Source organism: Synechococcus sp. MU1648 (assembly GCF_023630615.1).
In the GTDB taxonomy this organism is placed as follows: domain Bacteria; phylum Cyanobacteriota; class Cyanobacteriia; order PCC-6307; family Cyanobiaceae; genus Parasynechococcus.
Genome location: NZ_JAKUHI010000004.1, coordinates 97,486 through 123,808, shown reverse-complemented (window position 1 = coordinate 123,808; position 26,323 = coordinate 97,486). Strand labels below are relative to the sequence as shown.

Genomic DNA, 26,323 nt, shown 5'->3' with positions numbered 1-26,323 from the left:
CGCTGTGTTGCTTGGCGGGTTGACTCTATCGGCGACAACTCCTGGCAGTGAATGCCAGACTGGCTCCGTCTACGGGGACCTCCATGTTTGCCCTGCCCGGCTACGACGCCTTCCTGGGGTTTCTGCTGATTGCAGCAGCAGTGCCTGTGTTGGCTCTCGTGACCAACAAGTTGGTGGCGCCGAAAAGCCGTGCCGGTGAGCGCCAGCTCACCTACGAATCCGGCATGGAACCCATTGGCGGCGCCTGGATTCAATTCAATATCCGCTACTACATGTTCGCGCTGGTCTTCGTCATCTTTGATGTGGAGACCGTGTTTCTTTACCCCTGGGCTGTTGCGTTCAACCGTCTCGGCTTGTTGGCCTTCATTGAAGCCTTGATTTTCATTGCCATTCTCCTGGTGGCTTTGGCCTACGCCTGGCGCAAAGGCGCCCTCGAGTGGAGCTAGTCATGTCTGAAAACACATCCCCCTCCATTTCTGCTGTTCGCGATCTGCGCGAAGCCAGCTGCGGTCCGATTGGTGCCCCGACGGTCACCAACGACCTCAGCGAGAACGTCATCCTCACCAGCTTGGATGACCTGCATAACTGGGCACGTCTGAGCAGTCTCTGGCCCCTCCTCTATGGAACGGCCTGCTGCTTTATCGAGTTCGCGGCTTTGCTCGGCTCCCGTTTCGACTTTGACCGTTTTGGTCTTGTTCCTCGCAGTTCCCCACGTCAGGCCGATCTTTTGATCGTGGCCGGCACCGTCACCATGAAGATGGCTCCGGCTCTCGTACGGCTCTATGAGCAGATGCCAGAGCCGAAGTATGTGATCGCCATGGGCGCATGCACCATCACAGGCGGCATGTTCAGCGCTGACTCCACCACAGCTGTGCGCGGCGTCGACAAGTTGATTCCGGTGGATCTTTATCTACCTGGCTGCCCGCCCCGCCCCGAAGCCATTTTTGACGCCGTCATCAAGCTGCGCAAGAAAGTCGGGGATGAGTCGCTGGCGGAGCGGCGCAAGCATCAGCAGACCCATCGCTACATGACGGTCTCCCATCAGATGAAGCGTGTGGAGCCTGTTGTGACCGGCGCCTACCTCCGGGCTGAATCCCAAAAAGCTGCCCTCGCTGCTGCTCCAGCCGGTCAGACCTTGGCCACAGATGCCGCCGTGCTCACCCCTGCTGCTGAACCCGTCGAGTCATGAGCGAAACCCCCTCCAAAAAACCTGCCGCTTCCGATGAAGCTGGTGCTGTCGTTGCGCCGGAGCCTGGTCCGGTCAGCCAATGGCTGAACAAGCAAGGCTTCGATCACAACAGCCTTGAGCCCGATCATCTTGGCGTCGAGCAGATCGGTGTGGAAGCTCCCGTTCTCCCGATGATTGCTGCGGCTCTCAAGAGCAATGGCTTCGATTATCTGCAGTGCCAGGGCGGGTATGACGAAGGCCCTGGCGAGCAGTTGGTTTGTTTTTACCACCTGTTAGCAATGACGGAACAGGTTGAAGCCATGGCGGCTGATCCCTCCGCAAAGCTGCGGGAAGTGCGGATCAAAGTGTTCCTCAGCCGGGAGGGCACTCCGTCGCTTCCATCGATCTACGGCCTATTTCGTGGAGCTGATTGGCAGGAGCGTGAAACGTTCGACATGTACGGCATTCAATTCGAGGGCCATCCCCATCCCAAGCGTCTTTTGATGCCGGAGGACTGGAAAGGTTGGCCGTTGCGCAAGGACTACGTCCAGCCAGATTTTTACGAAATGCAGGACGCTTATTGATCGCGTCTCAGGATGCGTGTTGGGAGCGATGGCTCCGGTAAAACCTGATGACCGCTAGAGCCAGGCTGCGGGAATCGTGACGCAAGGTCGCTGTAGGTCGGATTCCCTGCAGAGGTGCTTGGGTGACGTCATAACCATCTGATCGAAGCCCTTCGGCATCACAACGCACCGGATCCGCACCCCGGCTTTGGTAGTGGCGCACCAGGTCTGAAGGTGGAAGGTCGTCTTGGGCAAGAACGGCATTAAACAGCCTGGGTTCAATGCCGAGGCTGGCCAGCTGCGCTTCGATCGCCCGGATGTGACCGCGCACATCCAGGCCGTCGGTCTCGCCGGGCTGTGTCATCAGGTTGCAGATGTAGAGCCGTGGTGCTCGGCTGCGTTTGATGGCACTCACTAGCTCCGGCACCAGCAGATTTGGGAGCAGAGACGTGTAGAGGCTGCCCGGCCCGAGCACGATCAGGTCGGCGTTGGCGATCGCTTCGAGCGCTCTTGGTAGGGCAGGCGGGCGTTCCGGAATGCAGCCCAGACGAACGATGGGGCTGGGGGCGTTTCCGATGTTGCTCTCTCCTTCGATCCGTTGACCGTTTTCGAGCTCTGCCCAGAGCCGCACATCCACATTGGTGGCAGGGACCACTTGTCCTTGAACTGCCAGAACACGACTGGAGGCGGTGATGGCTGTTTCCAGATTGCCCGTGATGGCCGTTAGGGCTGAAAGAAAAAGATTGCCAAAGCTGTGACCTTCCAGGCCGCTACCGGCCGAGAAGCGGTACTGGAAAAGGCGGGTGAGCAGAGGCTCTTCTGTTGAGAGTGCTGCCAGGCAGTTGCGGATGTCACCTGGGGGCAGCACCCCCAATTCCCGCCGGAGCACACCGCTGCTGCCGCCGTCATCCGCGACGGTGACGATGGCGGTGATGTGACTGCTGTAGCGCTTCAAACCACTCAGCAGGGTCGATAAGCCGGTGCCGCCGCCGATGGCCACGATGTTGGGGCCCCGGTTCAAGCGGCTCTTGGCCCGCAGGGCATCCACCAGCACGGTGTCTTTGTCGGGGGCGAGAGCCTGTTGAATCGAGCCGAAGCTGCGGCTTTGACCCCAGAGGAGCAGGCCACTGCCGATCAAGACCACCAGTGGCCCCGTAAATTCACGGGGCAACACGGTGGTGAGGGTGCCCAGCAGCCAGCTGAGGGTTTCCAAAATCCAGTAAATCGGCTTCAGATCGGCCCAGATGGCGGCACCCAGCAGAGCCATCAACAGCCCCAACCCAGATGTGAGCAGCCAGCGCTTGACCACCAGGCCGGGTTGCAGCCAGCGCACTGCCCTTTGGGATCGGGTCATCAGATCCCGACGCCGCATGTCGCGCATCATCCGGGCCTGGCGTCTACTTTTCGGGGTCTTTGGCGCCAAGGAAAGACTTGGTCCGCTAGTTCACCAAACTGTACGGAGCTTGTCGAAAGGCGGCAGGATGTCTGTGTTTTTCGGCCCAGATCGTGCCGCAGTCTGAACCCGTCGTGGAGATGCGGGACCTCACGATGCAGTGGGGACCTAAGCCTGTGCTGAATCGGGTCAATCTGACCCTGCGCCCGGGGGAGCGGTTGGCCGTGGTGGGCCCATCGGGTGCGGGAAAGTCAACGGTGCTGCGCCTGCTGGCTGGTCTGCAGTTGCCCACCAGCGGTGAACTGCGCGTGTTCGACCAACCACAGACGTATCTACGGCTGGATCAGACCGATCCGCCCGACGTTCGGCTGGTGTTCCAAAACCCCGCCTTGCTGGCCTCCCTCACGGTGGAGGAGAACGTTGGTTTCCTGCTGCGCGAAAGGGCGCAGCTGTCGCAGAAGGAGATTCGTGATCGTGTGAATGCCTGCCTCGAAGCTGTTGGGCTCTATGACGTGGCCCATCTCTACGCCGGGGAATTGAGTGGTGGTATGCAGAAGCGGGTGAGCTTCGCCCGTGCGCTGATTGATGATCCCCAGAGGGGGGATCAGTCGATGCCCTTGCTGCTATACGACGAGCCCACGGCAGGCCTCGATCCTGTGGCCTGCACGCGGATTGAGGATTTGATTGTGAAAACCACCACCGTGGCGCAGGGGTGTTCGGTGGTGGTGAGTCATGTACGCAGCACGATCGAACGGTCTGCGGAACGGGTGGTGATGCTTTACGACGGCCAGTTTCAGTGGGAAGGCTCAGTGGATGCGTTCCGCACCACAGACAACCCCTATGTCGTGCAGTTCAGGACGGGTAGCCTGCGCGGACCGATGCAACCGGCGGAGCACTGATCACCATGCGACGCAGCGTTCGTGATGCCATCGTCGGATTCACTGTGATCGGCGGCATCATCGGCTTTGCTTCCACGGCCTTGTGGTTGCGAGGTGTTCGTTTGGGCTCCAGCCACTGGACCCTGACCGCACGTTTCAACGATGCGGCTGGGCTGGCGGAGCGCTCCCCTGTGACCTATCGGGGGATCCTGGTGGGTTCGGTGCGCTCGATTGCGGTGACGCCCGAAGCGGTGGTGGCTGAGCTCGAAATCGACAAAGGTGATCTGCTCCTGTCGCTGCCCGTCACGGCCACGGTGGCCTCCGGTTCCCTGCTGGGGGGAGATGCGCAGGTCTCACTTGTCAGTCGCGGCACACCGTTGCCCAAAGGTGCCCCTCTCCCGCGTGCTGCTGACTGCCGGGCTGAACAGCAACTCTGTGATGGCAGCACTGTGGAAGGGAGTGAGGCGGCCAGCCTTTCGACAGTGACGGAAACCCTGCAAGAGCTGCTGGCCCAGGCTCAGCAGGAACGGGTCATCCCAAATGTGGCTGCATCACTTGAGCAGATTGAGGCCACCACAAAGGAATTTGAGCTGTTGACCGTGCAGCTCCAGGAGGAGCTGGCCCAGGCTGTTCCGGTGATTCGCAATCTGGAGGCGGCGACGGCGCATCTGAACAACATTGCGTCCTCTCTCGATAATCCCCAGACGTTGAGTGAGCTCAAGCAGACGGCCGCCAATGCCGCACAGTTCACCGCCAAGATCGATGCGGTCGGCGGCGATGTGGCTCAACTCACAGGGGATCCTGAGTTCATGCAGGGCGTGCGCAATCTCACCATTGGCTTGGGTGAGTTGTTTGGTGAGATTTACCCGGCCCAGACCGCTCAATAGGCACGATATTGTGCCTCTGATTTCACGATTTATTCACGATATCGTTCTGTTTAGATGTTGGTGATCGCATCCATCGCCACAGCTGCGATCGCCTGATCGCTTGCCTTGGGCAGCTGCACGTATTTGCCTCCGGCGGCTTCGGCGAGATCTTTCCCCATGCCGCTGCCGATGAACTTGCGCTCGGTGTCGATCACCAGCAGCTTGATCCCGAGCATCCGGTAACGGGCTGCTACATCCAGCACCTCCTGCTTTAGGTCGGGTTTCTCCTCGCCCTCCAGCTCGGGTTGGCCCAGAGAGGTGCTGAGTGGCACGTTCCCGCGTCCGTCGGTGATCGCCACCACCACCACCTGGCCGAGATCGCCAGTGGCCAGTGCGTTCGCACCGACACGGGCGGCCTGGGTGAGGCCATGGGCTAGTGGTGAACCGCCGCCGCAGGGCATCGATTCCAGCCGGCGGCGGGCTGCCGTGATTGAGCGGGTGGGGGGCAGAAGCACTTCGGCCTGATCGCCTCGGAAGGGGATCAGGGCCACTTCATCGCGGTTTTCGTAGGCCTCGGTGAGCAGTCGGATCACGGCGCCCTTGGCGCTCTGCATCCGGTTCAGGGCCATCGAGCCGCTGGCATCGACCAGGAACACCACTAGGGCACCGGCTTTGCGCTGCAGAAGCTTTGCCCGGAGGTCGCCCTCTTCCACGATCACGGTGCGACCGGGTTCCCGTTCCCGCCGGATCTTCTGGTAAGGCGCGGCGGCCCGCAGGGTGGCGTCCACGGCGATCCGGCGGACCGGACCGCGCGGCAGCATCGGTTTCACATAGCGACCACGACTGTCGCTGAGCACCACCGAACGGCTTCCGCTGTTGCCGCTTTTTGTTTTGGCGGCGTTGAACAGCAGCAGGTCGGGGTCTACCTCGATCGCTTCCGGATCGAGCATGAACTCTTCGGGAACCGCCGGTGGAGCCTGATCCTCCTCGCCGTCTCCCTCGTCGTCGTCGCTGCTGTCGTCCTCGCTGTTGTCCTCCGGTGGGTCGGCCTCCTCGTCGTCCGATCCCTCCGGTGGTGGGGGTGGGTTGTCCTGTTGCTGATCCCCCTGGTCCTGCGGCGGTGGCGGTGGCTCCTGGTCTTGCGGCGGCGGCGGTTCCATCTGCTGGTCCGGTGGCGGCATCTGGGAGGCCCGCGGTGCGATCACAAGGGCGACGGCCACCTGGAGGTCTTCGGCGTCCACCCGATCCCGGCCGCTGAGGGCCGCATGGGCCTTGGCCACCCGTACTGCGTAGAGCTCGGAGCGGTGGCCTTCCACGCCGCCGCGGATGGCTTCAGTCACCAGATATTCGATTTGTTCGCGGCTGATCTGCACATCCGGCAGCCACTGGCGTGCCAGTAGCAGCTGGGTGGCCAGGGCATCCGTTTCTTCCCCCCACTTTTCGGCAAAGCTGCGGCTGCATTGGCCATGACTGATGACCGCATTGGTGATTTCCACCCGCTGCTCGGTGCTCACCAACTGGTTGGCCGACAACACAATGGCAAAGCGATCCAGCAGGTGATCGCGAATGTTGCCTTCCTCCGGGTTGTAGGTGGCGATCAGCAGGGGACGGCAGGGGTGGCTGAGGCTGAGGCCTTCCCGCTCAACACGGTTCTCGCCGCTGCCTACGGCCGCCAGCATCAGGTTGACGATGCCGTCGTCCAGCAGGTTGAGTTCATCGACGTAGAGCACGCCGCGATGGGCATCCGCCAGCAGGCCCGGCTGGAAAACGGCACTGCCGCTGGAGAGCGAGGCGGCCACATCCACGGCACCTACTAGACGGTCTTCGGTGATGCCGAGCGGGATCTGGACGAAGGGGGCGGCGATGACCGTGGAGGGGGCTTCGCCTGAGATCCGCTTTCGGGTGGCCGAATCCCATTCCTCTGGGTTCTGTGGGTCGAGGTTGCGGCCCACGCCACCCTCTGCATCCAGAACGTCGATGGGTGGCAGAAGGGCATGCAGCCCCCGGGCCAAGACAGATTTACCGGTGCCGCGTCCCCCGGCGATCACCACGCCGCCCAAGCCTGGGTCGACTGCCGCCAACAAAAGGGCAAGCTTGAGCGTTCCATGGCCGGTAATTGCGGCCAGAGGAAAAGCGCGGGTCGCTTGGTCGTTCTTGAGTGCTACACCGCTTGCCGCCATGGACGCGTTCAACCCGCTTCCAGGGCAGTCTTGCTTATTGTGCCTGGCTTTTGAGCTGTTGCGCTGGCATCCAAACGGCCCCGATCGCGCCATTGCGTCTCAAAGCATTCGATCACCAGAGTGTTGAAAAGCAGTTGGATCCGGTGCTGCTGCAGCTCGGGGTCAGATGAATCGGGGTTTGATGGCTCAAGTTGTGTAAGGATTTTTTCTACCTCATCGTTCACGGTAGGAGCGAGATTGAGTTTGAGGTGCTCTTCGATAAAGAAAAAAAGTGCTTCTTTTGGAGGCTTGTTGGCGCTGATTTGTTTTGCTTTCAGCGAAAGGGTTTGAGAAATCAGCTCACATGCTTTGTTGGCGATATTTTCGTCTTTTGAGTGGGCTAAATTTTCCCAAATCTGAATGGCTTCTTCGCTTCTTCTGAGTGCAGCGAGCGCTTCACCTTTTAGCTGCAGAGCTGCGAGATCGTCTTGGAAGTAATCTAATATTGAATTCACAAGGTAAAGAGAGGCTTTGGGTTTGTCTTCGAGGACTGAACGGGCTTTCCTGAAAATCAAAAATTTTATATGATTTCTGTTATCAATTTTGCTGGGATCGTCTATGAATTCAAGGTCGAGGTCATTGGTTCTGGCGATCAATTGTGTTTGTTTGGCGAGATAGAGCTTTGATTTTGATTGATGATACTTTGAATTTTCCTTGATATATTCGATGCTTTTATTGATTGAAGTAGTGAGTTTTGACCCTTTGGCTATTTTTTTCAGGCTCCTTAGCATATCCAATGCTGCTGATTTTTGTCCCATCATGCTGAGGGACAAGGCTTTGTCTTGAAGTAGCCACGGCGATTCTTGCCCGCTTTGCAAGATTTGATCAATAAGCTCATAGGAAAGCTTTGGCAGTTCGGCGGATCGAGCTAAGCGAGCTTCTTCGCGAACTATCGGTGTGATGTCTTGGTCGTTAAGCAGTTCTTCGGGCAGCGGCAGTTTTTTTTCGTACCTATGTGCTATTTCGTGCAAATCATTGACAAGTTTCTTGAATTTGTTTTCATTGGCTTCTTGTTGTAGTAGGAGTGATATTTCGAGTAATTTTTTCGCTTCGGTGGTTGCCTTTTGGTCTCGTTTATTCTGGCTGACGTCTTGTAGTATTTGTCGGGCTTGCCGGATTTTTCCTTTGCTTAAAAGTATTTCTGATTTCTTGAGTAGTAGTTGATTGGTGGCTCCGTCGCTTTGGATGGTTTTGTTTATGTCTTCTAGTGCCTTATTGGTGTTATTTGTTGGTTCAGAATTTTTGGTGACCTGAAGGCGAAAATTCTCGATTATTTTTTTAGCGGCTTGTGAATTCTTTTTGGTTATGATTTCTGGCTTTGTTGTTGCCTTGAATAAGGAGGTTCGGAATCTTGTAAAGAATGGAACCAAAAACATTTCCTTGAGTCGTTGAATAAGCCCTTTGGCTGATCATTGCATGCTTCGGCTCTTAGGGTCGAGTTGTGCTTTGCCGCCACGATCGCAATGGCATCGTTCCCCTTGGAAAGAGCGCTTGCTATTGGGCTCGGGGCGAACCTGAGCAGCTCTCACGGACCTCCTGAATCCACCCTGCGTTGGATTGCACCCCGCTTGGCGGCTTTTCTTGTGGAGTGGGGCAATGCGGAAGCTCAAGATGTTCGCTGTTCTGCGTTTCTGAAGACCCAGCCGCTTGGCGGTCCTCCAGGTCAAGACGAGTACTGCAATGCAGTTCTCCTGATCTCCCGCATCGAGCGTCCGCCGTCTGAAGTTGCGGCACTTGAGCTGTTGGAGGAAATGCAGTGTTTGGAACAGAGCTGTGGCCGTGACCGTGCGCGGGAGCAGCGCTGGGGACCCCGCACTCTTGATCTCGACCTGTTGTTTTGGGGTGAGTTGAGGCTTGACTTACCACGTTTGGTGTTGCCCCACCCGCGGATGCACCTGCGCAACTTTGTTTTAGAGCCCCTGCTCCAGGCGATGCAGGGCGTTCACCCGCCATGCTGGTGAGCCTTCTCGCCTGCTCCCATGGCGCCGCTGCCGGCCCCGGAACCCTTTGAGTTGCTCGACACCGTTGAAGCGGTCGATGCTCGAAAGATTCGTTTTGAACGCAATCGGATCAAGCTGCCGATGGGGGTGGAGGCCACCTTCGGGATGATCCGACATCCTGGTGCGTCCCTTGCGGTGCCGTTCACCGATGACGGTCAGGTGGTGCTGTTGCGGCAGTACCGCTTCGCGGTGCAGGCACGTTTGCTCGAGTTCCCTGCCGGCACCTTGGAGGAGGGGGAAGATCCCTTGGAGTCGATGCAGCGGGAGCTGGGTGAAGAAGCCGGCTACAGCGCGACCCGCTGGGATGAGTTGGGGCCGATGCTCCCGTGCCCGGGATACTCCGATGAGGTTATCCACTGCTTTTTGGCCCGGGAGCTCACCCCCTTGGAAAACCCACCAGCCGGCGACGACGACGAAGACCTGGAGGTGGTGCTGATGAGTCCAGCGCAACTGGATGCGGCGCTGGCTTCGGGTGATGAATGGCTTGATGGAAAGAGCGTCACCGCCTGGTTCCGAGCCAAGCAGCTTCTCGGCCTCTGATGACGACCCCTCGCGTTTTGTTCTGGCACCGCCGCGATCTGCGCCTGGCGGACAATCTGGGTTTGGCCGTCGCTGGGGAGATCAGCCCGGCGGTGACCGGCGTGTATGTGCTCGACCCCAAGGTCATCGATCCTCCGGAGCATCTGCCGGCGATGGCGCCGGCTCGTCTGTGGTTTCTGATCGAGAGCCTGGTGGAATTACAGCAGCGCTGGCGGGAGGCCGGTAGCCGTCTGGTCATTCTCGAGGGGGATCCTCCGGTTGTGCTGCCACAGCTGGCAGAGCAAATCGGCGCCGAGGCCGTGGTGTGGAACCGCGATGTGGAGCCCTACGCCCGTGAGCGTGACCGCCAGGTGGCGAAGCGGCTCCAGGCCGATGGTCGGAAGGTGGTGGTGGACTGGGATCAGCTGCTGATCGCTCCTGAGCTGGTCAAGACCGGTGGTGGTGATCCTTACCGGGTCTACGGCCCCTTTTTGCGTAACTGGCGCGGCCAAGTGCTGGCCAAGCAGCCCAGCACCGTTGCCGCCCCCACCGGGCTGGTGGATCTGGATCCCGTCCACGTGCCGGCGGGAAATTTCCTTGCGGCATTGCGGGAGAGCCATGGTTTCAAGGGCACCGAGATCTGCCCCTGCCTTCCCGGAGAGGCGGCGGCCTTGGAGCAACTCACGAGGTTCTGTGATGGACCGCTACTCGGCTACGAGCCTGATCGCAATTTTCCCGGTACCGCCGGCACCTCGACCCTCAGTGCTGCCCTCAGTGTGGGCACCCTCAGCCCTCGGCAGGCTTGGAGTGCCGCCCAAGACTCCCGCGCGCTGGCCCGCTCCGAGGAGCAGCTCCATGCCATCGCCGTGTGGGAACAAGAGTTGTGCTGGCGTGAGTTTTACCAGCAGGCGCTGTTCCATTTCCCCGAACTGGCCGATGGCCCCTATCGCGAGCAGTGGCGCCGTTTCCCTTGGGAGAACAACGAAGACTGGTTCGACTTCTGGAAGGAGGGCCAGACCGGAATGCCGATTATTGATGCTGCCATGCGTCAGCTGAATCAGACCGGCTGGATGCACAACCGCTGCCGCATGATCGTGGCCTCTTATCTGGTTAAAGATCTGATCTGCGACTGGCGTTGGGGTGAGCGGGCCTTCATGGAGCTGGAAGTGGATGGCGACCTAGCCGCCAACAACGGTGGTTGGCAGTGGAGTGCCAGCAGCGGCATGGATCCCAAGCCGTTGCGCATCTTTAACCCCGCCACCCAGGCTTCCAAGTTCGATGCAGCCGGTGATTACATCCGCCAGTGGGTGCCGGAGCTGCACCATGTGAACACCAAGGATTTGCTCAGCGGAGAGATCGGTGCACTCGAGCGGAGGGATTACCCCGAACCACTGGTGGATCACAAGAGGCAGCAGGCCAAGTTCAAGGCGCTTTACGCGACGATTCGGTCTTGAGGATCCCTCTGATACAGGGGTCTTCTATTGGATCGTCTCAAACATGAAGAACATGGGTAGATACATCGCGATGAGCATGACGGCAACAACTCCTGCAACAAAGACGATCATCAGCGGTTCCATAATTGATGTAAGAGCTTTGACGCTTTCAGAAACCTCATCTTCGTAAAAATCAGCCAATTTGTTCACCATTTCGCTCAGCTCTCCAGTCTCTTCGCCAATGCGGAACATTGAGGTGAACATTACTGGGATGATTTTGTCTCTTTCTAAAGCCTTATGGATTGGCTGTCCAGATTCAATTTCGTAATACATTTTGGTGATCACATTCTTGAAAACTCGATTTGATAATGTTCTTTTTGATATTTGGAGTGCCTCCAAGATGGGGACACCAGCATCGTTGAGGGATGACAGTGTTCTGGAAAAATTGGCCAGAGATGACTTGGTTACGAGACCACTAACAACTGGAATCTTGAGAAACAGGCGGTCTTTCCATAGAAGAACCGGTTCTTGTCTGGATAAAATACGAATGACGAAAAAACTGATAATGCTGATCGGCAGCAGCTTCGCCAGAAACATTGGATCAGTGATGATAGTGGAGGCATCCACAAGAAATTGAGTCAAACCAGGAAGATCAGCTCCCGACTTTGAATACATCTCAACAAAAACTGGCATGACATAGACCAGCATGATGATGACAACAACAAACGTGATCACAGAGATGCCAATGGGGTAAGCCATTGCACTTCTGATCTGACCTTTGATCTTGGCTAGAGATTCCAGCAGTTTTGATTCACGATCCAAGACCTCTGGTAGCTTTCCTGCAGCTTCTCCTGCTGAGACCAGCGCTAGGTACATCTCATCAAAAATATTCGGATAAAGTGAAAGGTTTTCCAGAAGTGTTGTTCCTTTGCTGATGCCTATTGAGATTTCTTTGTAGATACTTTTGAGGGATTTGTTGTCAGAGCTGCTGGAGATGATGTTGAGAGCTTCAAGTAGTGGTAGGCCAGTACGGATCATCGAGGCCAGCTGCTTGGTTGATATGGCCAGATCTTTTGTCGACGGCTTCGGATATCGCTTGCGCGAGGGAGTAGTTCCAGTGTTGATGGAGCGAGTCTTCTCCTGTGGAGCAGGCTGTTTGTTGACTCGGTTTGGATTGGATGTTGATTGACTAGAAGAAAGATTATTCTTTTTAGAATTAGTATATGCAGAATTGGCCTCAGGTCGATTTTTTCTGACTGTTTTTAGTCTCTCTCTAAGATTTTTGTCTTTCAGGTAGTCATAGCTGGCCATTTTTATTGAACACTATCGAGAAGACTTGTCAGCACATTAGGGCGATTGCATTTATAAAAAGCTTCTTCTTTGGTGATTAAACCTTCGTCCACCAACTGGAAAAGAGCTTGCTCAAGAGTCTGCATCCCAAATTTACCACCAACTTGGATTTGGGAGTAGATCTGTGAGGATTTTGATTCACGTATCAGATTACTAACAGCATTGTTATTGACTAATATTTCAGCAGCAAGCTTTCGCTGTTTATCGGTGGTCTTGCAGAGTGTTTGTGAGATGACTCCTATCAGCGATACAGAAAGCTGCACTCTTATTTGCTGTTGTTGGGCCGTTGGAAATACATCAATAATTCGATCAATAGTCTGCGATGCAGAAGATGTATGGAGGGTACCCAAGACGAGGTGGCCTGTTTCTGCAGCGGTAATTGCAAGGCTAATTGTTTCCAAATCACGCATTTCACCAACCAAAATGATATCTGGATCTTCTCGAAGTGCAGAGCGAAGTGCATTGGAAAATGACGAGGTATCTTCTCCAACTTCTCGTTGCCTTACAAGACAGTTTTTGTTATTAAAAACAAATTCGATTGGATCCTCAACGGTAAGGATATGGTGTGAATGATTGGCATTGATCCAGTCAATTGAACTTGCCAGCGTTGTTGTTTTTCCTGATCCAGTTGGTCCAGTGACCAACATGAGCCCACGAGGACGGTTCAAAAGTTGCTGGAGGCTTTCTGGAAGTCCGAGAACAGAAAAATTGGGAATTTTGCTGCTGAGTGCTCTCATCACACAGGCAATTTTCCCGCGATCGAAAAAGACATTGAGTCGAAAACGAGCTACATTTTCTAACCCATAACTGCAGTCGAGCTCTTTTTTTTCCTTAAATGCTTTCATTTTCGTCTCGCCGAGCATCGTAGTCAACTCTTTCCAGAGTTGTGCTTGCGATAGTTTTTCATCAGATGCTGGCAACATCTGACCTTGGATCCTGAAATAGGGTTGAATATCACCCGTTAGATGGAGATCAGAACCTCCACGGGTAACAAGATCATTCATCAATGCATGCAGTTTCAGATCAGGCATTTTCAGGCTCCTCGATAACACATACTCTTTCAACTTCTGCCAAAGTTGTGAGCTGCTGTTTGACTAAATTCATTCCATAATCTAGCAGGCTTTGCATCCCCTGCCTTTTGCTGCATTCTCGAATTGTGTCTGCTGTTGAGTGTTTCAGGATTAAGCCTCGCATCTCATCGTTAATTGACATCACTTCATAAAGGCCCAATCGTCCTTTGTAGCCGGTGCCATTGCAATTTGTACAGCAGGCTTGGCCATTCTGGGTTTGTTCTGTGTTGATATTCATGGCTTGGGCGACACGAACTGATTGAATTCCGTAGGAGAGAGCGAGATCGTCTTTACCTGGCTCTGTTGTGCGTGTTGTGCTGCAACTTGGACAGACTTTACGAACCAAACGCTGCGCCATCACTCCAACAACAGATGCACCGACCAAATAAGGTGGCACTCCCATTTCATCCAATCGAGTTAAAGCTGTAGCAGTGTCGTTGGCATGCAGGGTTGTAAAAACCATGTGCCCTGTTAAAGCAGCCTCCATGGCCGTTTGAGCTGTTTCTCGGTCTCTTGTTTCACCCACAAGAATAATGTCCGGATCTTGGCGCATCAAGGCTCGAAGCGCTCGAGCAAAATCCAGGCCTTTTTCCCGAATAACCTGAACCTGATGGATTCCCTGGAGTGTGTATTCAACAGGATCTTCAACCGTGCTGATGTTCACATCGGGGGAATTACGCTCGCTAAGGATTGAATAGAGCGTCGTCGACTTGCCACTACCAGTGGGGCCCACCACAATCATGATTCCATAGGGTGATTGGCCTATATCTCTTATCAGCTTGAGTTCTTTTTCTGAAGTGATTAGTTTTTGCAGATTGAGAATAGAAGGATCAGATTGCAAGGAGCGAAGTACAACTTTTTCTCCCCATTTCCCAGGAAGTGTGCTGACCCGGAAGTCCTCTATCGAACCATTAAGATTGACACGTATACGACCATCTTGTGGAAGACGGCGCTCTGCAATATCAAGCTTGCTAACGATTTTCAATCGGCTGATAATGGCGTTCGTTCTGCTTTTGGGCAGAGAATACACTTCTTTCAGGATTCCATCAATTCTGTAGCGAACTCTCAGGCCAGCTTCCTGGGGCTCGATGTGTATGTCGGATGCCTTTAGTTTTTTGCAATTGGCAAGAATCGTAGTTACCGCGGAAATAATTGGATCGGACGAAGATTCTTCTTCTTCCGGTGTAATCGTTTCTATCGATTCTTCTTCCTCTTCAATATCTTCAAAAAATGCTTCAGTGCCAATCAGGCCCAGCTCATCCGTGAGTTCGTTGCTAAGATCATTGACCTCTGATATTTCTTGATCAATCTCATTATGTTTTTCTAAATTTTTATTTTCGATCTTAATTGGTCTGTTTTCTTCTAATTCTGCAGCCTCGGCATCAATGTGTTGTTGAATTGTTTGATGCTCTGTGGTGAAGACTGCTTTGCCAGAGTCGTCTTGCCATCGCTCCCAGTCATCCGCTGAAATTGCTGTAATTTGTATGTCTTTAAAACCCAATTCTCTAAGTTCTTTCGTCAGCATTTTAACTTCGTAGTAAGAGGGGTTCATCGCGCCTAGGCGGATACTTGAATCACCTTTGGAAATCAAAATAACACCACATTCTTCGCAGCGTTTTTCAGAAAGAACGCTCATCAATTCTAGAATTTGAGCGGTCACTGATTGCTTTCATCCAGTTCTACTGATTTTATAGCCCTATGGTTGCAAGCGCTATTGCAGTATTTGCATAGCTTGAAAGTATTGACAAGAATATTGCTTCTGCATATAATGGCACAAACAAATCGTTGCTGGTGAGGCTAAACATTAACCAGCTTTCTGCTCGCGATTCTTTGATTGCTGTATCTGTAGTCGTTGCATCGTCTCTAGTTGTTCCCCAAGCATGGTCTCTTAATCCATCATTGCCCTCTCCGGAGCGAACTCAGGGTGTCTCCGATGAACTTCCTTTGACGGGTGAGTCTCGATCTTCAGGTCAGGATGGTTTTCGCTCTGTTCCTGCGAATCGAATGAAGTCTGCGAAAGGAACTACCGATGAGAAGCGGAATCCATTCGCAGTTGATTCTCCGTTTGATTCTAATGGTTCCGCGAATAACATTTCGTCGATGGCCGCTGACCTCAATTCATTGCGTCTGACAGGTATTGTTCAAGAGGGTTCTTCTCTCAAGGCTCTTGTCGAGGATGGCTCTGAACACGCTTTTTTAGCCCTCGGCGATCCTCTGTCATTGGGCGTTGTTCAGGGTTTGGGTTATCGTGTTTCTGCTATATCCTTTGAAAAAGGAAATATTTCCATTACGAATGGGCGCGAAGAGCGCCAAATTGCTGTTCAAAGATGATTCGACAGTACTGGGATCAAGCAAAGAGCCGTCTTTCAGATGTTCAGCTACCACAAATTAGTAAACCGTTTGATTTTACGAGTGACCTGAAGGTATTTGAACAGTTTTCTGTACTTTCCAGTTTGGACCAGCATCTGGTTCTGACGTCGATTAAGGCCAATCAATCGACGATGATGGTCGACGATTGTTTGTCACTCGATCTCCCTTCTCATCTTATTGGAGATTCGGGAGTTGAAAATACTGAAGAAGTTGCTCAAATTATTCTTGATTTGATGGAGGTGATGGGTTTGTCCTCATCTCCAATACTGCTCCTTCTTTCTTCGTCGAAGTTCAGTCATTGCTCTTTTCTAGTCGATGAAATTTCTTCTTGGGATTTAAATGATCCGAAACTGAGGGCTAAAAGCCCTTTTCTTGCTGATCAAACACTGATCGATTTCTACCCTGACGATGAATTGTTTGCTCAGGATCACCGAACACGTGGTGTTGATTATGCCAGCTCATATCTTATTCATTCGTGGATAAATACCCTGCAGATTGTCGGTCAACCTGTCTTGGGAATTTCACCCATGTACACAGGGATAATGACTTGGGCTTTGAATTCTGTCAATTCGCTTAAAAATACTGTCTTTTGCGATGTAGAGCCAAATTGTTGTAACTTATTGCTTAAGAGTTCTGTCTCCGAGTTCCGCTCCTTCCAGTTGCCGTTTGGTTCTGCTTTGTATGCGGGTCAGTCGAATCGTCTTTTTGATCAATTCTTGAAACGTCTTCAGTCTGGTCTCGATGTGATTATGGAAGATCAATCGTTTAAGGGTGGGTTCCAATATGTTATTTCTGGATATGGCTTGGGTGATTTTAGTTCATCTCCTTTGTCTAATTGGGGTTCATGGTCTCTTTTGACCAGTCAGATATCAAAAAAATATCAAATTTCAAATAAATTAAGGCCCGATGAACTGAGCCTTCATCAACATCTTTTCCCTCAGCTTATTGTCGGACTTTTTGCATATCTAGAATCATGACTCCTATTAATTATCTCCCCCCTGATTCAGGCTTACCGTTTTGGAAAAAACAAGAATCTCCGGTTTTTGGGCATGCTTCTGGTAGCTCTTTCTCGTCATCTTTGCTCCAACAGGGTTATGTTATCCCTTTGGCCATGGCTGGTTTAACTGTTGCTTTGTCGTGGGCCTTCCCATTCTTTAATAACCGTTCAGCAATCTCACAAATTTCAAACCTTGAATTTGAGCACTCACAATATTTACAGCTAACAGCTCGTATTTCAGCTTCAGAACAGGAGTTTGATCAGCAAAAATCAGATATCAGGAGCTTTTCCGCTCTGTTTACATCGTCCGCTTCTGCATATCCATTTGCCTTTAATTTGCAGCGCTTTGTTCCACGCAAGGTGAATTTTAATACATTTGTTCTGGATAATTCTAGTTTTAATATTTGTGCTTTTGGTCCAGACTACGAAAGCTTGGAGGATCTTATCGATTTACTAAAAGCTATGCCTGCGGTAGATCCGAATAGTGTCCGTTTCACCAATATGGCTTCTGATCTTTCCGCCCTTGGCTCCTCTGGTTGTCAAAGCTTGTCTTCTTCGCAACCTGTTTCAGTTTCCCTAAGAGGTAAATTCCTTCCAGCAACGACTTCCGATTTGGAAGATCTCTACTCAGCTGCTTCTGATTACGGCCAATACAACAAACTTAGGCTCTACAACACACTTCTGAAAAAGATAGGGGGTGTTTGATTGATGGCTTCTTTACTCCAGAAAATCAAAGATTCGATCGATAAGCTCAATAAAGTTGACGTAGGTGCCCAGCTCTCCAAGCTGAAGGACATCAAAATCGAAGATCTTAAAAATATTAAATTTTCAGATCTTCGTGGTACAGCAGACCCAATGACCCTTTCGGTTGTCGGAAGCGTTGTTCTGTTAGGTGCTGGTCTTTATTGCTTTACATTGCCTGAGTGGCGATCATGGGGCCTCAACGCCGAAACGCTTCAGCAGTACAGGTCTGAGGCTGAACAGGTGCCAATTTTGAGAGCCAGTTTGGCTGATCTTCAAAAGCAAAAAGACGAGTTGGGTGAGGAGTTTGATCTTGTTCATGATTTTGTTTCAGAAGAGTCGGTCGAGCTATTTACATCAAAGTTTTTTACTGAAACTGCCAGACGTTCTAATGTTCGGCTATTGGGGGTCAATCCGTTGCCTGCTGGGGTCCCATACACCTGTATTCAGCCCGATCAGAATGATTTTTCTTTTGATCAATCACTCTCACCTGATTTTTCTTCTGGGCAGGAACCAACGGGTGATTTGGAGCCTCCAGCTGATTCTGTTGCTTCGTCGCCACCTTCCTCAGATCTCGCGCGTATTTTTAAGGTCAACCGCTTTCAGCTTTCCCTTCGTGGCGATTACCTGAATGTGATTGATTATCTCCGCTATCTTAACCAGTACAAACAAACACTTTCACCTGTTTGTTTTGAGGTCTTTGCTACCCCTATTCAGCCCTCGCCTGAGGCTGCTTCAGGGGGTGGAAGCAATCCAGAGCCCCGCTATGTTGGTGAAGTTACCGTTAAATTGATTGTAGATATTCCGCAACGTCAAGCATCTGCAACCACTGCGCCTATCTCCAACGAGTAAGGCGCTCGTCTTGCATCTTCCTCCCTCCAGTCTTTTATTTCAGCCAATGTCTTCACCAGCTCGCCCGATGATTAGCTCGGCCTTGGCCTTGGTGTCTGCTCTTGGGGGTGTTGGTGCTGATATAGGCCTGGTGAATTTTTCTGCGGAAGCGAGAACGGTCAGAACTCGAACTCAGCTCACTGATGCCGATTTCGTGAGAATGCGTCTTTTGCGCTCGAATGGACGCGTTGCCATCGCGATCGATCTGTCAGGAAAGGTTGAACGGGTCAACCAAAGTGTTCTTGCTTCTTCTTGGAACGGAACGATCAGTACCGAGCAGCAGCAGCGAATGATTAAAGGGCAGGCAACTGTTTCGATTCCTGAGTTAGGCAATGCTGAAGCCTCTTTGATTCGTAGTGGTGGTGGTTTGATTCTCAGTGTGATGCGTAAGGACGGCCGTCGGATGAATGAGGCGGTGGTTAGTGAAACTGCAACGGGTCTTGTCTTTGCCTTCACACCCCAGTCTGTCCCCACTTCCGAAACAGGATTTCTTGATCCAGTGAAACCCAGGCGCTTGCCACAGCAAGCCTATGCACCTCGCTTGCAAAGGCGTGCCGTCGCTCCTGCCGTTGGTGATATCGCTGTTGGTACGACTGCTATCCCTAACCCAAATCTTCTCAACATCACTGGGCCGGTGGTCTCTGTGAAGTATCGGCAAACCAATGCCCGCCATGCTTTTGAAGATCTCGTTTCCAGGGGTGGATATGGCTTTGTGTGGGTACCGGTGGATCCACGATTTACATCGAGTGTTAGTTCAACTTCTAACTCCTCCGCAGCACCAGATCCTGCTGGTCTGAATCCGATGGGTCCAGCAGCTCAGGCTCAGCCCACCTCAACATCGATGTTGGCTCCAGGTTCATCTGATGCCGGAAAACCTGATTCCATTCGCTACGTCAACATGACGATGCGAAATCAGCCCTATTCCCGTGTATTCAATGCACTGTTGATGGCGACACAGATGCAAGCCAAGCTTGAAGATGGTTTGGTGTATGTGGGTCCCAAGGTTCGTGAAACGATCATTAAATCCCGTTTTGCTCGTACATATCGGTTGAATCAGGTGACGGCCAGTTCAGCTGCCGATTATCTTGCCAACTTAGGGGCGACGGTCACCAAGACTCAAACACGCTCTACAGCTGTGACCCAAGGCTCTTCGGGTGCTGAAGCCATCAGTGGAGCACCAAATTCTTCGACGACAACGTCAGATAAAACCACCTACGTTCAACCCTATGGATCCAAGACTGGTCCTCTTTTAGGTTTGCTGGCAACGACTGATGAGCGCCTTCAGTCAGTCACTTTGGTGGGAAATGATCAATTGATTCGTACGGCCGAGCAATTTCTCAAAAAAATTGATCTACGTCAGCGCCAGGTTGCTTTGTCGATCAAGGTTTTGGATATCACGCTGGATAATGTCAAAACCTCTGAGAATTCTTTTGCTTTTCGAGCAGGTAATAGTTTCATCGTAAGTGATCGCGGCAAATTAATTGGCTCTTTTGGTAGTTATCTTCCTCCGAATGATTCAACCTTTAACACGATGGCTGGTGGTGCATCATCTGCTAAATCCGAATATATTGAACTTGAGGAAGGCCAAACTCGCTTTCCTGAGGAACCTCTCGACCCTGCTCCTGTTAATCCTGGAAGAGCTTTTGACTATGACACTCTTTATAATCTTGTACGTTCTAAAATTGAATCAAGTTCTACCAAGGTTGTTGTTTCGCCCACTTTGATCCTCAGTGAAGATCCCAAGCCTATACCCAGTGGTTCTTCTGATGCCTCAACAGATGGTTCGAGTGCCTCGATTGGGCGGCCCAATGCCAATGAAGCTTTCATTGTCTCGGGTATAGAAGAAATCACAAGTTATCAGGTTCAAGCCGGTCAAAATGGTGCTCCGAACACCTGTCAGCCTGTATTTAAAAATGCTGGATTGAGGCTCGGTGCGAAGGTCACAAAGATCGACGACAATGGTTTTGTCTCTTTTGTGATGTCTCCTGAGATTTCAGCTGTTGTTGGTTCTGGTTCAGATATTCCAGGCTGCGGGCCCATTAAGCGAATGATTCAGCGTAGGCTCGACACAGGAAATCTCCGTGTTCGCGCTGGCCAAACGTTGATTTTGACGGGTGTGATTTCTGAAACTGATCAAGAAATCATTAGTAAGTGGCCGATTCTTGGAGATATTCCAATTGTGGGTCAGTTTTTCCGGAGCCGTAGAGGAACGCGTGAAAAACGTGAGCTTGTGATTATGGTGACTCCCCAGATTATTGATGATACCCAGGGTGGTATCTATGGATATGGCTATACACCGAGTCGGCAGGCTGCTACGTATTTGTTAAATTGATGCGCATTAGGGAGCGACAACGCAACTTCCTCCATTCATATCTGCAAGCTGCCCCATCCAGCCACTTCCACAATAGTTGCCTCCACCGAATGATATCGTTTTGATCTTCACAGGATTAGTTGATCTAATATTGTTATTGTAACTTCTATAGCTTTGTGCAAATGAGCCGCTATATCTCTTTCCTCCTAGGTAAATAGTTCCACTAGTCCACGTTCCTCCATCTGACAGCAATACAATCTCTTTAACATTTTGGTCTTGAATCATGCGATTTGTGTGTCGCCATGGGTCCGTTCCACCCCTGGGATAAAGTCCGTTTACTAATTGACGTAGGTAAGCCCTGTTATTCGCAGTCAGTTTCTTCGGTCCGTTCCATGCTGTTCTTTCAGTTCCCCAGCCGCTGCTTGAGAAGGCTGTGACATTAATCTCTGCATCATCTGAGCACGAATCGATCGCCCTTAATAGTTCTCTTTTTGCACGACCCATTCGATTGTTTCCCCATCCCATTGAACCTGAGACGTCAATTAGAAATGATGTTTTGTCGCATGTGATTGGTTGACCACCAAAGTTACAGCCTGATCCGCTTTTGCATTTGGATACCGTATTGGAGTTGGCTCCAGCAACTGCATCTTGTTTCATGACTTCGGTCATCGCTGAGCCCTGACGTTGTGTTGTTCTTCCTTCGGCTGTTATACCCGGTAAATCACGTCCATTATTGAGGGTAATTGTGAGTTTTGCCATTCGCTTGAGCCTTTGATCAATACAAACTTCGATTCCACCTCGTTTGATGTGTTTCCATCTTGTGCTTGGGCATTTTAGGGATCGGTTCGTTGATTTGCTTATGTGCCTAAGAATTTCTGTGTTACTTGTTTTATCTGCTGTGTAGTAACCGAATTTGTTGATATTTGTGCCGATTCGATGAAGTTTAATCTCTTCTGTATTTCCTACTGTTCCATAAACAATTGGGCATTCAACAGCTTTCAGATCGGGCTTGCCGGTACTAATATCGTAAGCACCCAAACTCATAGCTTGATCTGGGATATCTACGGCAAATAAAAATTCAATTCCTTGTTGTTTGTACGTATCACATCCTTTTGGTAATTCACTCTCCACATCAATCAGTTGCTCGCCATTCCTGATCTCTTGCTGAATTTGATCAATTGCACTGTCCGCCAGTTCGATAGCTGCTGAATTGCGTTCACTCTGTTTGTTATTGTTGACGATTACTTGTGAGAGTTTCATCCCAGCTGCAACAGTCAATGATGCAACAAGGGCTCCGACGAGCAATTCGGTCAAGGTAAAGCCGGTCTGCTGATATTGTTTGGTTTGCTCTTTTTTTGACTTTAAGTGATCCATTTTAGCGACTGTATTAATGTGATTTTGCATTGATTTAACCTTCATATCCTCTCTTGGTTCTCAAGCATTGTCAACATTCGAGGCCGGAGATTGCGGATACTGCATTCCCGACAGTTAACTTGTTCATTTTCCTCTGTTTAATTCTGATGTGTCCTGTGAGGTGTTGAACCACGACACAGAGTTCTGGTGCTTGGCTCGTAAAGGGATCGCTATCACTTTGATAGCCCAACACAAAAGTAGCATTGTTGCTTCCTGCTTTAATTGGGTCAATATGTATAAAACCCCGCGGAGAAAAGGTGATCTCTTTGAAGTTTGTTCCGATGAAGATTTTCTCCACTTCTCTGTCTTTGACAGTTGAATTTATCACTTTTTCCTCAGTACTCTGTGCTCCAAAAGTATCAGACGTTTTTTTCTGGATTACTGCGCTTGTGCATGAGCTTTTTAGGTCTGCTCCACTTATTGTGCAAGTTGCTCCCCATCGCTTGGCATCACTTTTAATTTGCTCAAGGTTTGCTTTTAAGGCCAGTTGTCTTGTTTTGATCGTTTGAAAATGCTTCCAATTGATCAGGCTTGGAACACTGATTGATGCCAAAATGCCTGTTATGACGATTACAAAGATCATCTCTGTAATTGTGTATCCATTTTTATTTCTGCCTCTTCTCTTCCTTTCTTGGTGATTTAGTACTGGCATAACGAATGAGCTGGTGGTGACAGGTCGACAGAGCCAATGGTTTTTAGGTTTGCGCTATCAAATAGAACTTGTGCTAATTCTCCTTCTAAAGTATATGTAACCCTGATGATACTTTCATCCATCAGGGTTATACTTTGATTCGCTTGGGTGGGGGCTTCTGGCTTTTTAACAGTGACGATTCGTTTTAGACCACTCTTTGCATTTTGCAGGCCCTTAAAGACTTGATGTGTTTGAGTGTTGAAGCTGATTTCACCATCTTTGATCAATGGAGAAGCTGCAATGGCACGTTGTGCTAGATATTTGCATTGGCCAACTCCAGCCGTTGATTGTTGGCAACTTCGGTTTGTTGCATAACATGCACTCTGTGATTGTGTCTTCTTTTCATAAAGGTAGCTTTCCAACTCAAGTTTAATCTCTGTTAAATCGTCGTCGACTGTTTGTGAAAGTGCCTGTCTTAACGACGACCGATAATTAATGAACTGATACTTGTTTGTGATTGTGACTGATGTGGCGACCAGAATGGCCAAAATTACTGCTGAGATAATGGTTTCGAGAAGCCCGAATCCACTTATTGCTATTGGTCGTGGCTTGTTCGCCTGCTGATTCTTGCTCGTTAGTAAATATTTTGCTTTCATTTCTACTTGTTTAGTATTCGTTGCGGATCGACCAGGATTTCACTTTGAGCTCGGTATTCTGGCAGGCCAAAGTTGTATTCTTGGCCATATCGACTCACCATTTCGTCAATGAACTGATTGTTGAATTCCCAGTTGTGACTTGTGCTCGAGTTGATCCAGTCTTTTCTGTATCTTGAGTTTGTTGGTTCGCGGCTTAAGCATACATTTCTTGCCCATACAGCCCCTTTAAAGCGTCTTTGTGCATTTGCGATATCAGCATTATTCCATAGGCTCGTTAGCTGCACGTTGTAATAACGGCTTAATCCATATGTATTCTGTGCCATCTGGCTTTCGTAGATGTTGCTGTTAATTAGATTTCTTGTCGTCCATCCATACTGATAGCTGCATTGATAGCAACGGTACCAAGATGAATAGTACCAGTAGTATCGACGGCACCATTGCCAGCCACATACTCTTCGATAGCTTTGCTCTCGGTATTGCATTGGCCTCTCACGTTGGATACGTGCTGTTTTTCCTGAAAATGAAAGTCCATGTGTTGTAATTCTTCCTGTTCTCAGATTGTGCCGCATGATGATATTATTTGGTATATAAACCCTGTAGTACCGTGCCCAATAGGGAAGATTGTTGGTTATAAGTTCTCCCACCCCTGTGTAGGAGTTGTTGTTGATTTTTGCATCTATTGCTTTTAAAGCACGATTGTTCTCATCTCTTAATTCATACAGGTTTGCTGAGCTTTGATTGTTTCTTCGAGCGACATGTAGATAACCCCCCTTGTTAACGACAGCGTACTTGTGCTGTGAGTTGTGATCCTGTACCCACTGATAGCGCCCCTGGCTGTTCCATGATTTGGCGACACCCGCAGATACCAAAGTGCTACTGGGTGCATAAATAAATGCATTGAGGGATTCATTGCTCCTTCCAGTGCTCTGAATCGTAAATGTCCTCCCCCCTGTTGTTAACGGCCTTGCTTCGCCGGTGTGCCGATAATTGGGGCGACTATCAATGTCACACTGGACCCTCTCATTTACTTGGCTATTTGCTTCTCCCGTATCTGCCTGGATAATCGTTAATTGGCTGGCTTTGCCATTCCCACATTGTGAATTGAATGAGGTCACATTGCAGATTTTTGCTCCAGGTGCAATATGAATATCTCCCTTTACTTTTAAAGTGACAGGATTCGATGTATTGATTTCGAGTCGACTTCCCGGCAATAGGTACAAGTCATCAAATTGATATATCCCACCAGGACCTAAACGGTTGGTTGTTTGACCGTTCTCACCCTTCCGGAGCATGACGGTTCCTCTGTTGCTGGAGGGGCCACTGTTTTTGGGATGGCTCCCAAGATCACTAGGAAATTTCGCTGGAAACACTGTTAGACCTCCATATTGGCTGCTTCCACTGATGGGAGATCTTGTGTACGTTGTACGGAATTTCTGAATTTGATTTCCGCACTCGTTTGCACCAAAGATATTTTTACGCAGTAAGATAGATCCTGTAGGAATACCTGTATTGCTTGTGATTCTGAGGTTTGATAGAGATATTGGTTCTCTCTCATTTCCATTGTACCCGGCAGAAAGAAATGCAAAGCCTGACTGATTCATTGTTCGGGCAATTTGCAAATTGATCATTGCTGATCGCCCGGCTTTATTGACTCCCCCGTCGTTGCCACCAATCAAGCTGACAAGCTGTTGGCGGCTTGTTCCCGTCGTGATGATTTCGTTGGTGGTATAACTGTGCACAAAACCCGTTGCTGCTGGTTTCACATCAGGATTGAGTTTGATTCCCTGTTGATAAAATGTTTGTTGTATCGCCCGGTGGGGAGCAAGCCAATTTAGGGCTTGATTGGTATTTGGTTTGCACATCGGTGCTTTTTGCCTGCCTGCACCTTGTTTCCAGACGCCATCGAGCCAATATGCAGTCGATGGATTTTCAAGTACACCAGGCTTTGCTCTTGTTGGACATTCTGCGCTGGGGGTATTTTTCGAGCATCCATCGGCTACCCAGAAGTAGTGATAGATATTTCCACCGTCGGTGTCGTTGAGAAGTGTTTTGTATTGCGTTCTAAGGGAATCAAGCCCTGTACGTCCAATAAATCTCAGAAAGTCGAAACGTGTTCTTTGATTGCTGTTCATGGCGATGTACACGGCCCCCATTAAGCTGCTCGTCACGATTAAGCCAATAAATAAAGTAAGGGGCAAAGAAAAACCTTCCTGCCCCTCTCTGATTTTTATTTTTTTCTTGTTCTTCATCCCCTAAGTGTTATGCGCACTTAGCTGTTTTTGTGTCTGTTGTTGATTTTTGGTCGTAAACTTGGGTTGTTTTGGCCACTTTGCTGTAGCACCCAGTGACTGACAGGCCTCCTGTGAATGTTGAAGTGGGTGCGGCTGTAATCTTTGTTTCATCAGTAGTCTTGCTCAGGGTAATTGTGTAGAGACCTGAAGGTAAGTTCCAGCTGGTCCCTTTCGTCACAGCAACCGCTTTTACCCCTTGGCAGGCCGTTGGTGTTGTGCCTGCGCATGAGGCAATTGCCACGTATTGCGCAATATCTGCGGCATCGTCCGCAATTTCGGTGTTTTCCGCATAGAACGCCTGTGCCGCTTTGATGTAGGACGCCACAGCTGTTGATGCTTCTTTCTGCTTTGCCTTGATGCCCGCGCCCTCAAAGGCCGGGATTGCGATAGAAGCAAGAATTCCAATGATCACCACAACGATGATCAGCTCCACCAGGGTGAATGCATTCATACGGCCCAGGCGCCGCTTCTCCATCAGGCGCAGGATGAGCTTTCTCTCCAGAGCTGACATGGGCTTGATTTTGGTTTGGGCTAACCGCTCCACTCTACTTTTTTCTTTTATG

At 50.7% G+C, this 26,323-nt stretch carries 24 protein-coding genes; 13 read left to right on the top strand and 11 right to left on the bottom strand.

Going from position 1 to position 26,323, the window contains the following annotated elements; all coding sequences use genetic code 11:
* Positions 1 to 83 precede the first annotated feature (83 nt).
* Genes NCN06_RS06640 through NCN06_RS06630 form a run of 3 tightly spaced genes read left to right on the top strand, consistent with a single transcriptional unit; the run spans position 84 to position 1,752 of the window.
* Complete coding sequence (locus NCN06_RS06640; protein ID WP_011363234.1) at positions 84 to 446, top strand: NAD(P)H-quinone oxidoreductase subunit 3; 363 nt, start codon at positions 84 to 86, stop codon at positions 444 to 446.
* A 2-nt stretch (positions 447 to 448) separates the two neighbouring features.
* Entirely contained in the window at positions 449 to 1,189 is a 741-nt protein-coding gene (locus tag NCN06_RS06635; RefSeq protein WP_115024896.1) for an NADH dehydrogenase subunit K, read from the top strand.
* Positions 1,186 to 1,752, top strand: a complete 567-nt coding sequence (locus NCN06_RS06630) for an NAD(P)H-quinone oxidoreductase subunit J (RefSeq protein WP_250398770.1) — start codon at positions 1,186 to 1,188, stop codon at positions 1,750 to 1,752. The genes NCN06_RS06635 and NCN06_RS06630 overlap by 4 nt, the downstream gene beginning before the upstream one ends.
* Before the next feature lie 7 nt (positions 1,753 to 1,759).
* On the opposite strand, the gene NCN06_RS06625 is transcribed toward NCN06_RS06630, so the two are convergent.
* Entirely contained in the window at positions 1,760 to 3,115 is a 1,356-nt protein-coding gene (locus tag NCN06_RS06625) for a gluconeogenesis factor YvcK family protein (RefSeq protein ID WP_115024898.1), read from the bottom strand.
* A 149-nt stretch (positions 3,116 to 3,264) separates the two neighbouring features.
* Between NCN06_RS06625 and NCN06_RS06620 the strand changes: the two genes are divergently transcribed.
* The gene (locus NCN06_RS06620; protein WP_170952207.1) at positions 3,265 to 4,023 is read left to right on the top strand and encodes an ABC transporter ATP-binding protein; all 759 of its coding nucleotides are present in this window, start codon (positions 3,265 to 3,267) and stop codon (positions 4,021 to 4,023) included.
* 5 nt (positions 4,024 to 4,028) lie between these two features.
* Positions 4,029 to 4,889: an MlaD family protein gene (locus tag NCN06_RS06615; protein ID WP_250398769.1), complete on the top strand. Its 861-nt coding sequence runs from the start codon at positions 4,029 to 4,031 to the stop codon at positions 4,887 to 4,889.
* Between the two features lie 50 nt (positions 4,890 to 4,939).
* Here NCN06_RS06615 and bchD read toward each other — a convergent pair whose 3' ends face one another.
* Both bchD and NCN06_RS06605 read right to left on the bottom strand, forming a co-directional pair.
* Positions 4,940 to 7,048, bottom strand: coding sequence for a magnesium chelatase ATPase subunit D (bchD, locus tag NCN06_RS06610; protein ID WP_226423081.1), 2,109 nt, complete (start codon positions 7,046 to 7,048; stop codon positions 4,940 to 4,942).
* A gap of 8 nt (positions 7,049 to 7,056) precedes the next feature.
* Positions 7,057 to 8,463, bottom strand: coding sequence for a hypothetical protein (locus tag NCN06_RS06605; protein ID WP_250398768.1), 1,407 nt, complete (start codon positions 8,461 to 8,463; stop codon positions 7,057 to 7,059).
* Positions 8,464 to 8,550: 87 nt separating this feature from the next.
* Between NCN06_RS06605 and folK the strand changes: the two genes are divergently transcribed.
* Genes folK through NCN06_RS06590 form a run of 3 tightly spaced genes read left to right on the top strand, consistent with a single transcriptional unit; the run spans position 8,551 to position 11,060 of the window.
* Complete coding sequence (folK, locus tag NCN06_RS06600; protein ID WP_250398767.1) at positions 8,551 to 9,048, top strand: 2-amino-4-hydroxy-6-hydroxymethyldihydropteridine diphosphokinase; 498 nt, start codon at positions 8,551 to 8,553, stop codon at positions 9,046 to 9,048.
* An 18-nt stretch (positions 9,049 to 9,066) separates the two neighbouring features.
* Positions 9,067 to 9,627, top strand: coding sequence for an NUDIX hydrolase (locus tag NCN06_RS06595; protein ID WP_226423078.1), 561 nt, complete (start codon positions 9,067 to 9,069; stop codon positions 9,625 to 9,627).
* Complete coding sequence (locus tag NCN06_RS06590) at positions 9,627 to 11,060, top strand: FAD-binding domain-containing protein (protein ID WP_226423077.1); 1,434 nt, start codon at positions 9,627 to 9,629, stop codon at positions 11,058 to 11,060. The genes NCN06_RS06595 and NCN06_RS06590 overlap by 1 nt, the downstream gene beginning before the upstream one ends.
* A gap of 24 nt (positions 11,061 to 11,084) precedes the next feature.
* On the opposite strand, the gene NCN06_RS06585 is transcribed toward NCN06_RS06590, so the two are convergent.
* From NCN06_RS06585 to NCN06_RS06575, 3 genes are read right to left on the bottom strand one after another with little or no spacing between them, the layout of a single operon-like run.
* The gene (locus NCN06_RS06585; RefSeq protein WP_250398766.1) at positions 11,085 to 12,350 is read right to left on the bottom strand and encodes a type II secretion system F family protein; all 1,266 of its coding nucleotides are present in this window, start codon (positions 12,348 to 12,350) and stop codon (positions 11,085 to 11,087) included.
* 2 nt (positions 12,351 to 12,352) lie between these two features.
* Positions 12,353 to 13,420: a type IV pilus twitching motility protein PilT gene (locus tag NCN06_RS06580; RefSeq protein ID WP_226423075.1), complete on the bottom strand. Its 1,068-nt coding sequence runs from the start codon at positions 13,418 to 13,420 to the stop codon at positions 12,353 to 12,355.
* The gene (locus tag NCN06_RS06575) at positions 13,413 to 15,095 is read right to left on the bottom strand and encodes a GspE/PulE family protein (RefSeq protein WP_250398765.1); all 1,683 of its coding nucleotides are present in this window, start codon (positions 15,093 to 15,095) and stop codon (positions 13,413 to 13,415) included. Before NCN06_RS06575 ends, NCN06_RS06580 begins: the two co-directional genes overlap by 8 nt.
* Before the next feature lie 464 nt (positions 15,096 to 15,559).
* On the opposite strand from NCN06_RS06575, the gene NCN06_RS06570 reads away from it, so the two are divergent.
* The 5 genes from NCN06_RS06570 to NCN06_RS06550 all read left to right on the top strand — a co-directional run bounded on the left by NCN06_RS06570 (position 15,560) and on the right by NCN06_RS06550 (position 20,790).
* Entirely contained in the window at positions 15,560 to 15,790 is a 231-nt protein-coding gene (locus tag NCN06_RS06570) for a hypothetical protein (protein ID WP_250398764.1), read from the top strand.
* Positions 15,787 to 16,806 carry a hypothetical protein gene (locus NCN06_RS06565; RefSeq protein ID WP_250398763.1) on the top strand — a complete coding sequence of 340 codons (1,020 nt, stop codon included), beginning with the start codon at positions 15,787 to 15,789 and terminating at the stop codon, positions 16,804 to 16,806. Before NCN06_RS06570 ends, NCN06_RS06565 begins: the two co-directional genes overlap by 4 nt.
* Positions 16,803 to 17,531: a hypothetical protein gene (locus tag NCN06_RS06560; protein ID WP_250398762.1), complete on the top strand. Its 729-nt coding sequence runs from the start codon at positions 16,803 to 16,805 to the stop codon at positions 17,529 to 17,531. The genes NCN06_RS06565 and NCN06_RS06560 overlap by 4 nt, the downstream gene beginning before the upstream one ends.
* 3 nt (positions 17,532 to 17,534) lie before the next feature.
* Positions 17,535 to 18,419: a hypothetical protein gene (locus NCN06_RS06555; RefSeq protein ID WP_250398761.1), complete on the top strand. Its 885-nt coding sequence runs from the start codon at positions 17,535 to 17,537 to the stop codon at positions 18,417 to 18,419.
* A gap of 67 nt (positions 18,420 to 18,486) precedes the next feature.
* Complete coding sequence (locus tag NCN06_RS06550; protein WP_250398760.1) at positions 18,487 to 20,790, top strand: type II secretion system protein GspD; 2,304 nt, start codon at positions 18,487 to 18,489, stop codon at positions 20,788 to 20,790.
* Between the two features lie 6 nt (positions 20,791 to 20,796).
* Here NCN06_RS06550 and NCN06_RS06545 read toward each other — a convergent pair whose 3' ends face one another.
* The 5 genes from NCN06_RS06545 to NCN06_RS12775 are packed head-to-tail and all read right to left on the bottom strand — an operon-like array spanning position 20,797 to position 26,271.
* A complete protein-coding gene (locus tag NCN06_RS06545) occupies positions 20,797 to 22,188 on the bottom strand; it encodes a hypothetical protein (RefSeq protein ID WP_250398759.1) in 1,392 nt (463 codons plus the stop codon).
* Positions 22,189 to 22,213: 25 nt separating this feature from the next.
* On the bottom strand, positions 22,214 to 22,834 hold the full coding sequence (locus NCN06_RS06540) for a pilus assembly FimT family protein (RefSeq protein WP_250398758.1): 621 nt from the start codon (positions 22,832 to 22,834) through the stop codon (positions 22,214 to 22,216).
* The gene (locus tag NCN06_RS06535) at positions 22,822 to 23,469 is read right to left on the bottom strand and encodes a type II secretion system protein (RefSeq protein WP_250398757.1); all 648 of its coding nucleotides are present in this window, start codon (positions 23,467 to 23,469) and stop codon (positions 22,822 to 22,824) included. Before NCN06_RS06535 ends, NCN06_RS06540 begins: the two co-directional genes overlap by 13 nt.
* A gap of 2 nt (positions 23,470 to 23,471) precedes the next feature.
* Positions 23,472 to 25,718 carry a hypothetical protein gene (locus tag NCN06_RS06530; protein WP_250398756.1) on the bottom strand — a complete coding sequence of 749 codons (2,247 nt, stop codon included), beginning with the start codon at positions 25,716 to 25,718 and terminating at the stop codon, positions 23,472 to 23,474.
* 10 nt (positions 25,719 to 25,728) lie between these two features.
* Positions 25,729 to 26,271, bottom strand: coding sequence for a prepilin-type N-terminal cleavage/methylation domain-containing protein (locus NCN06_RS12775; RefSeq protein WP_284499957.1), 543 nt, complete (start codon positions 26,269 to 26,271; stop codon positions 25,729 to 25,731).
* Positions 26,272 to 26,323 lie beyond the last annotated feature (52 nt).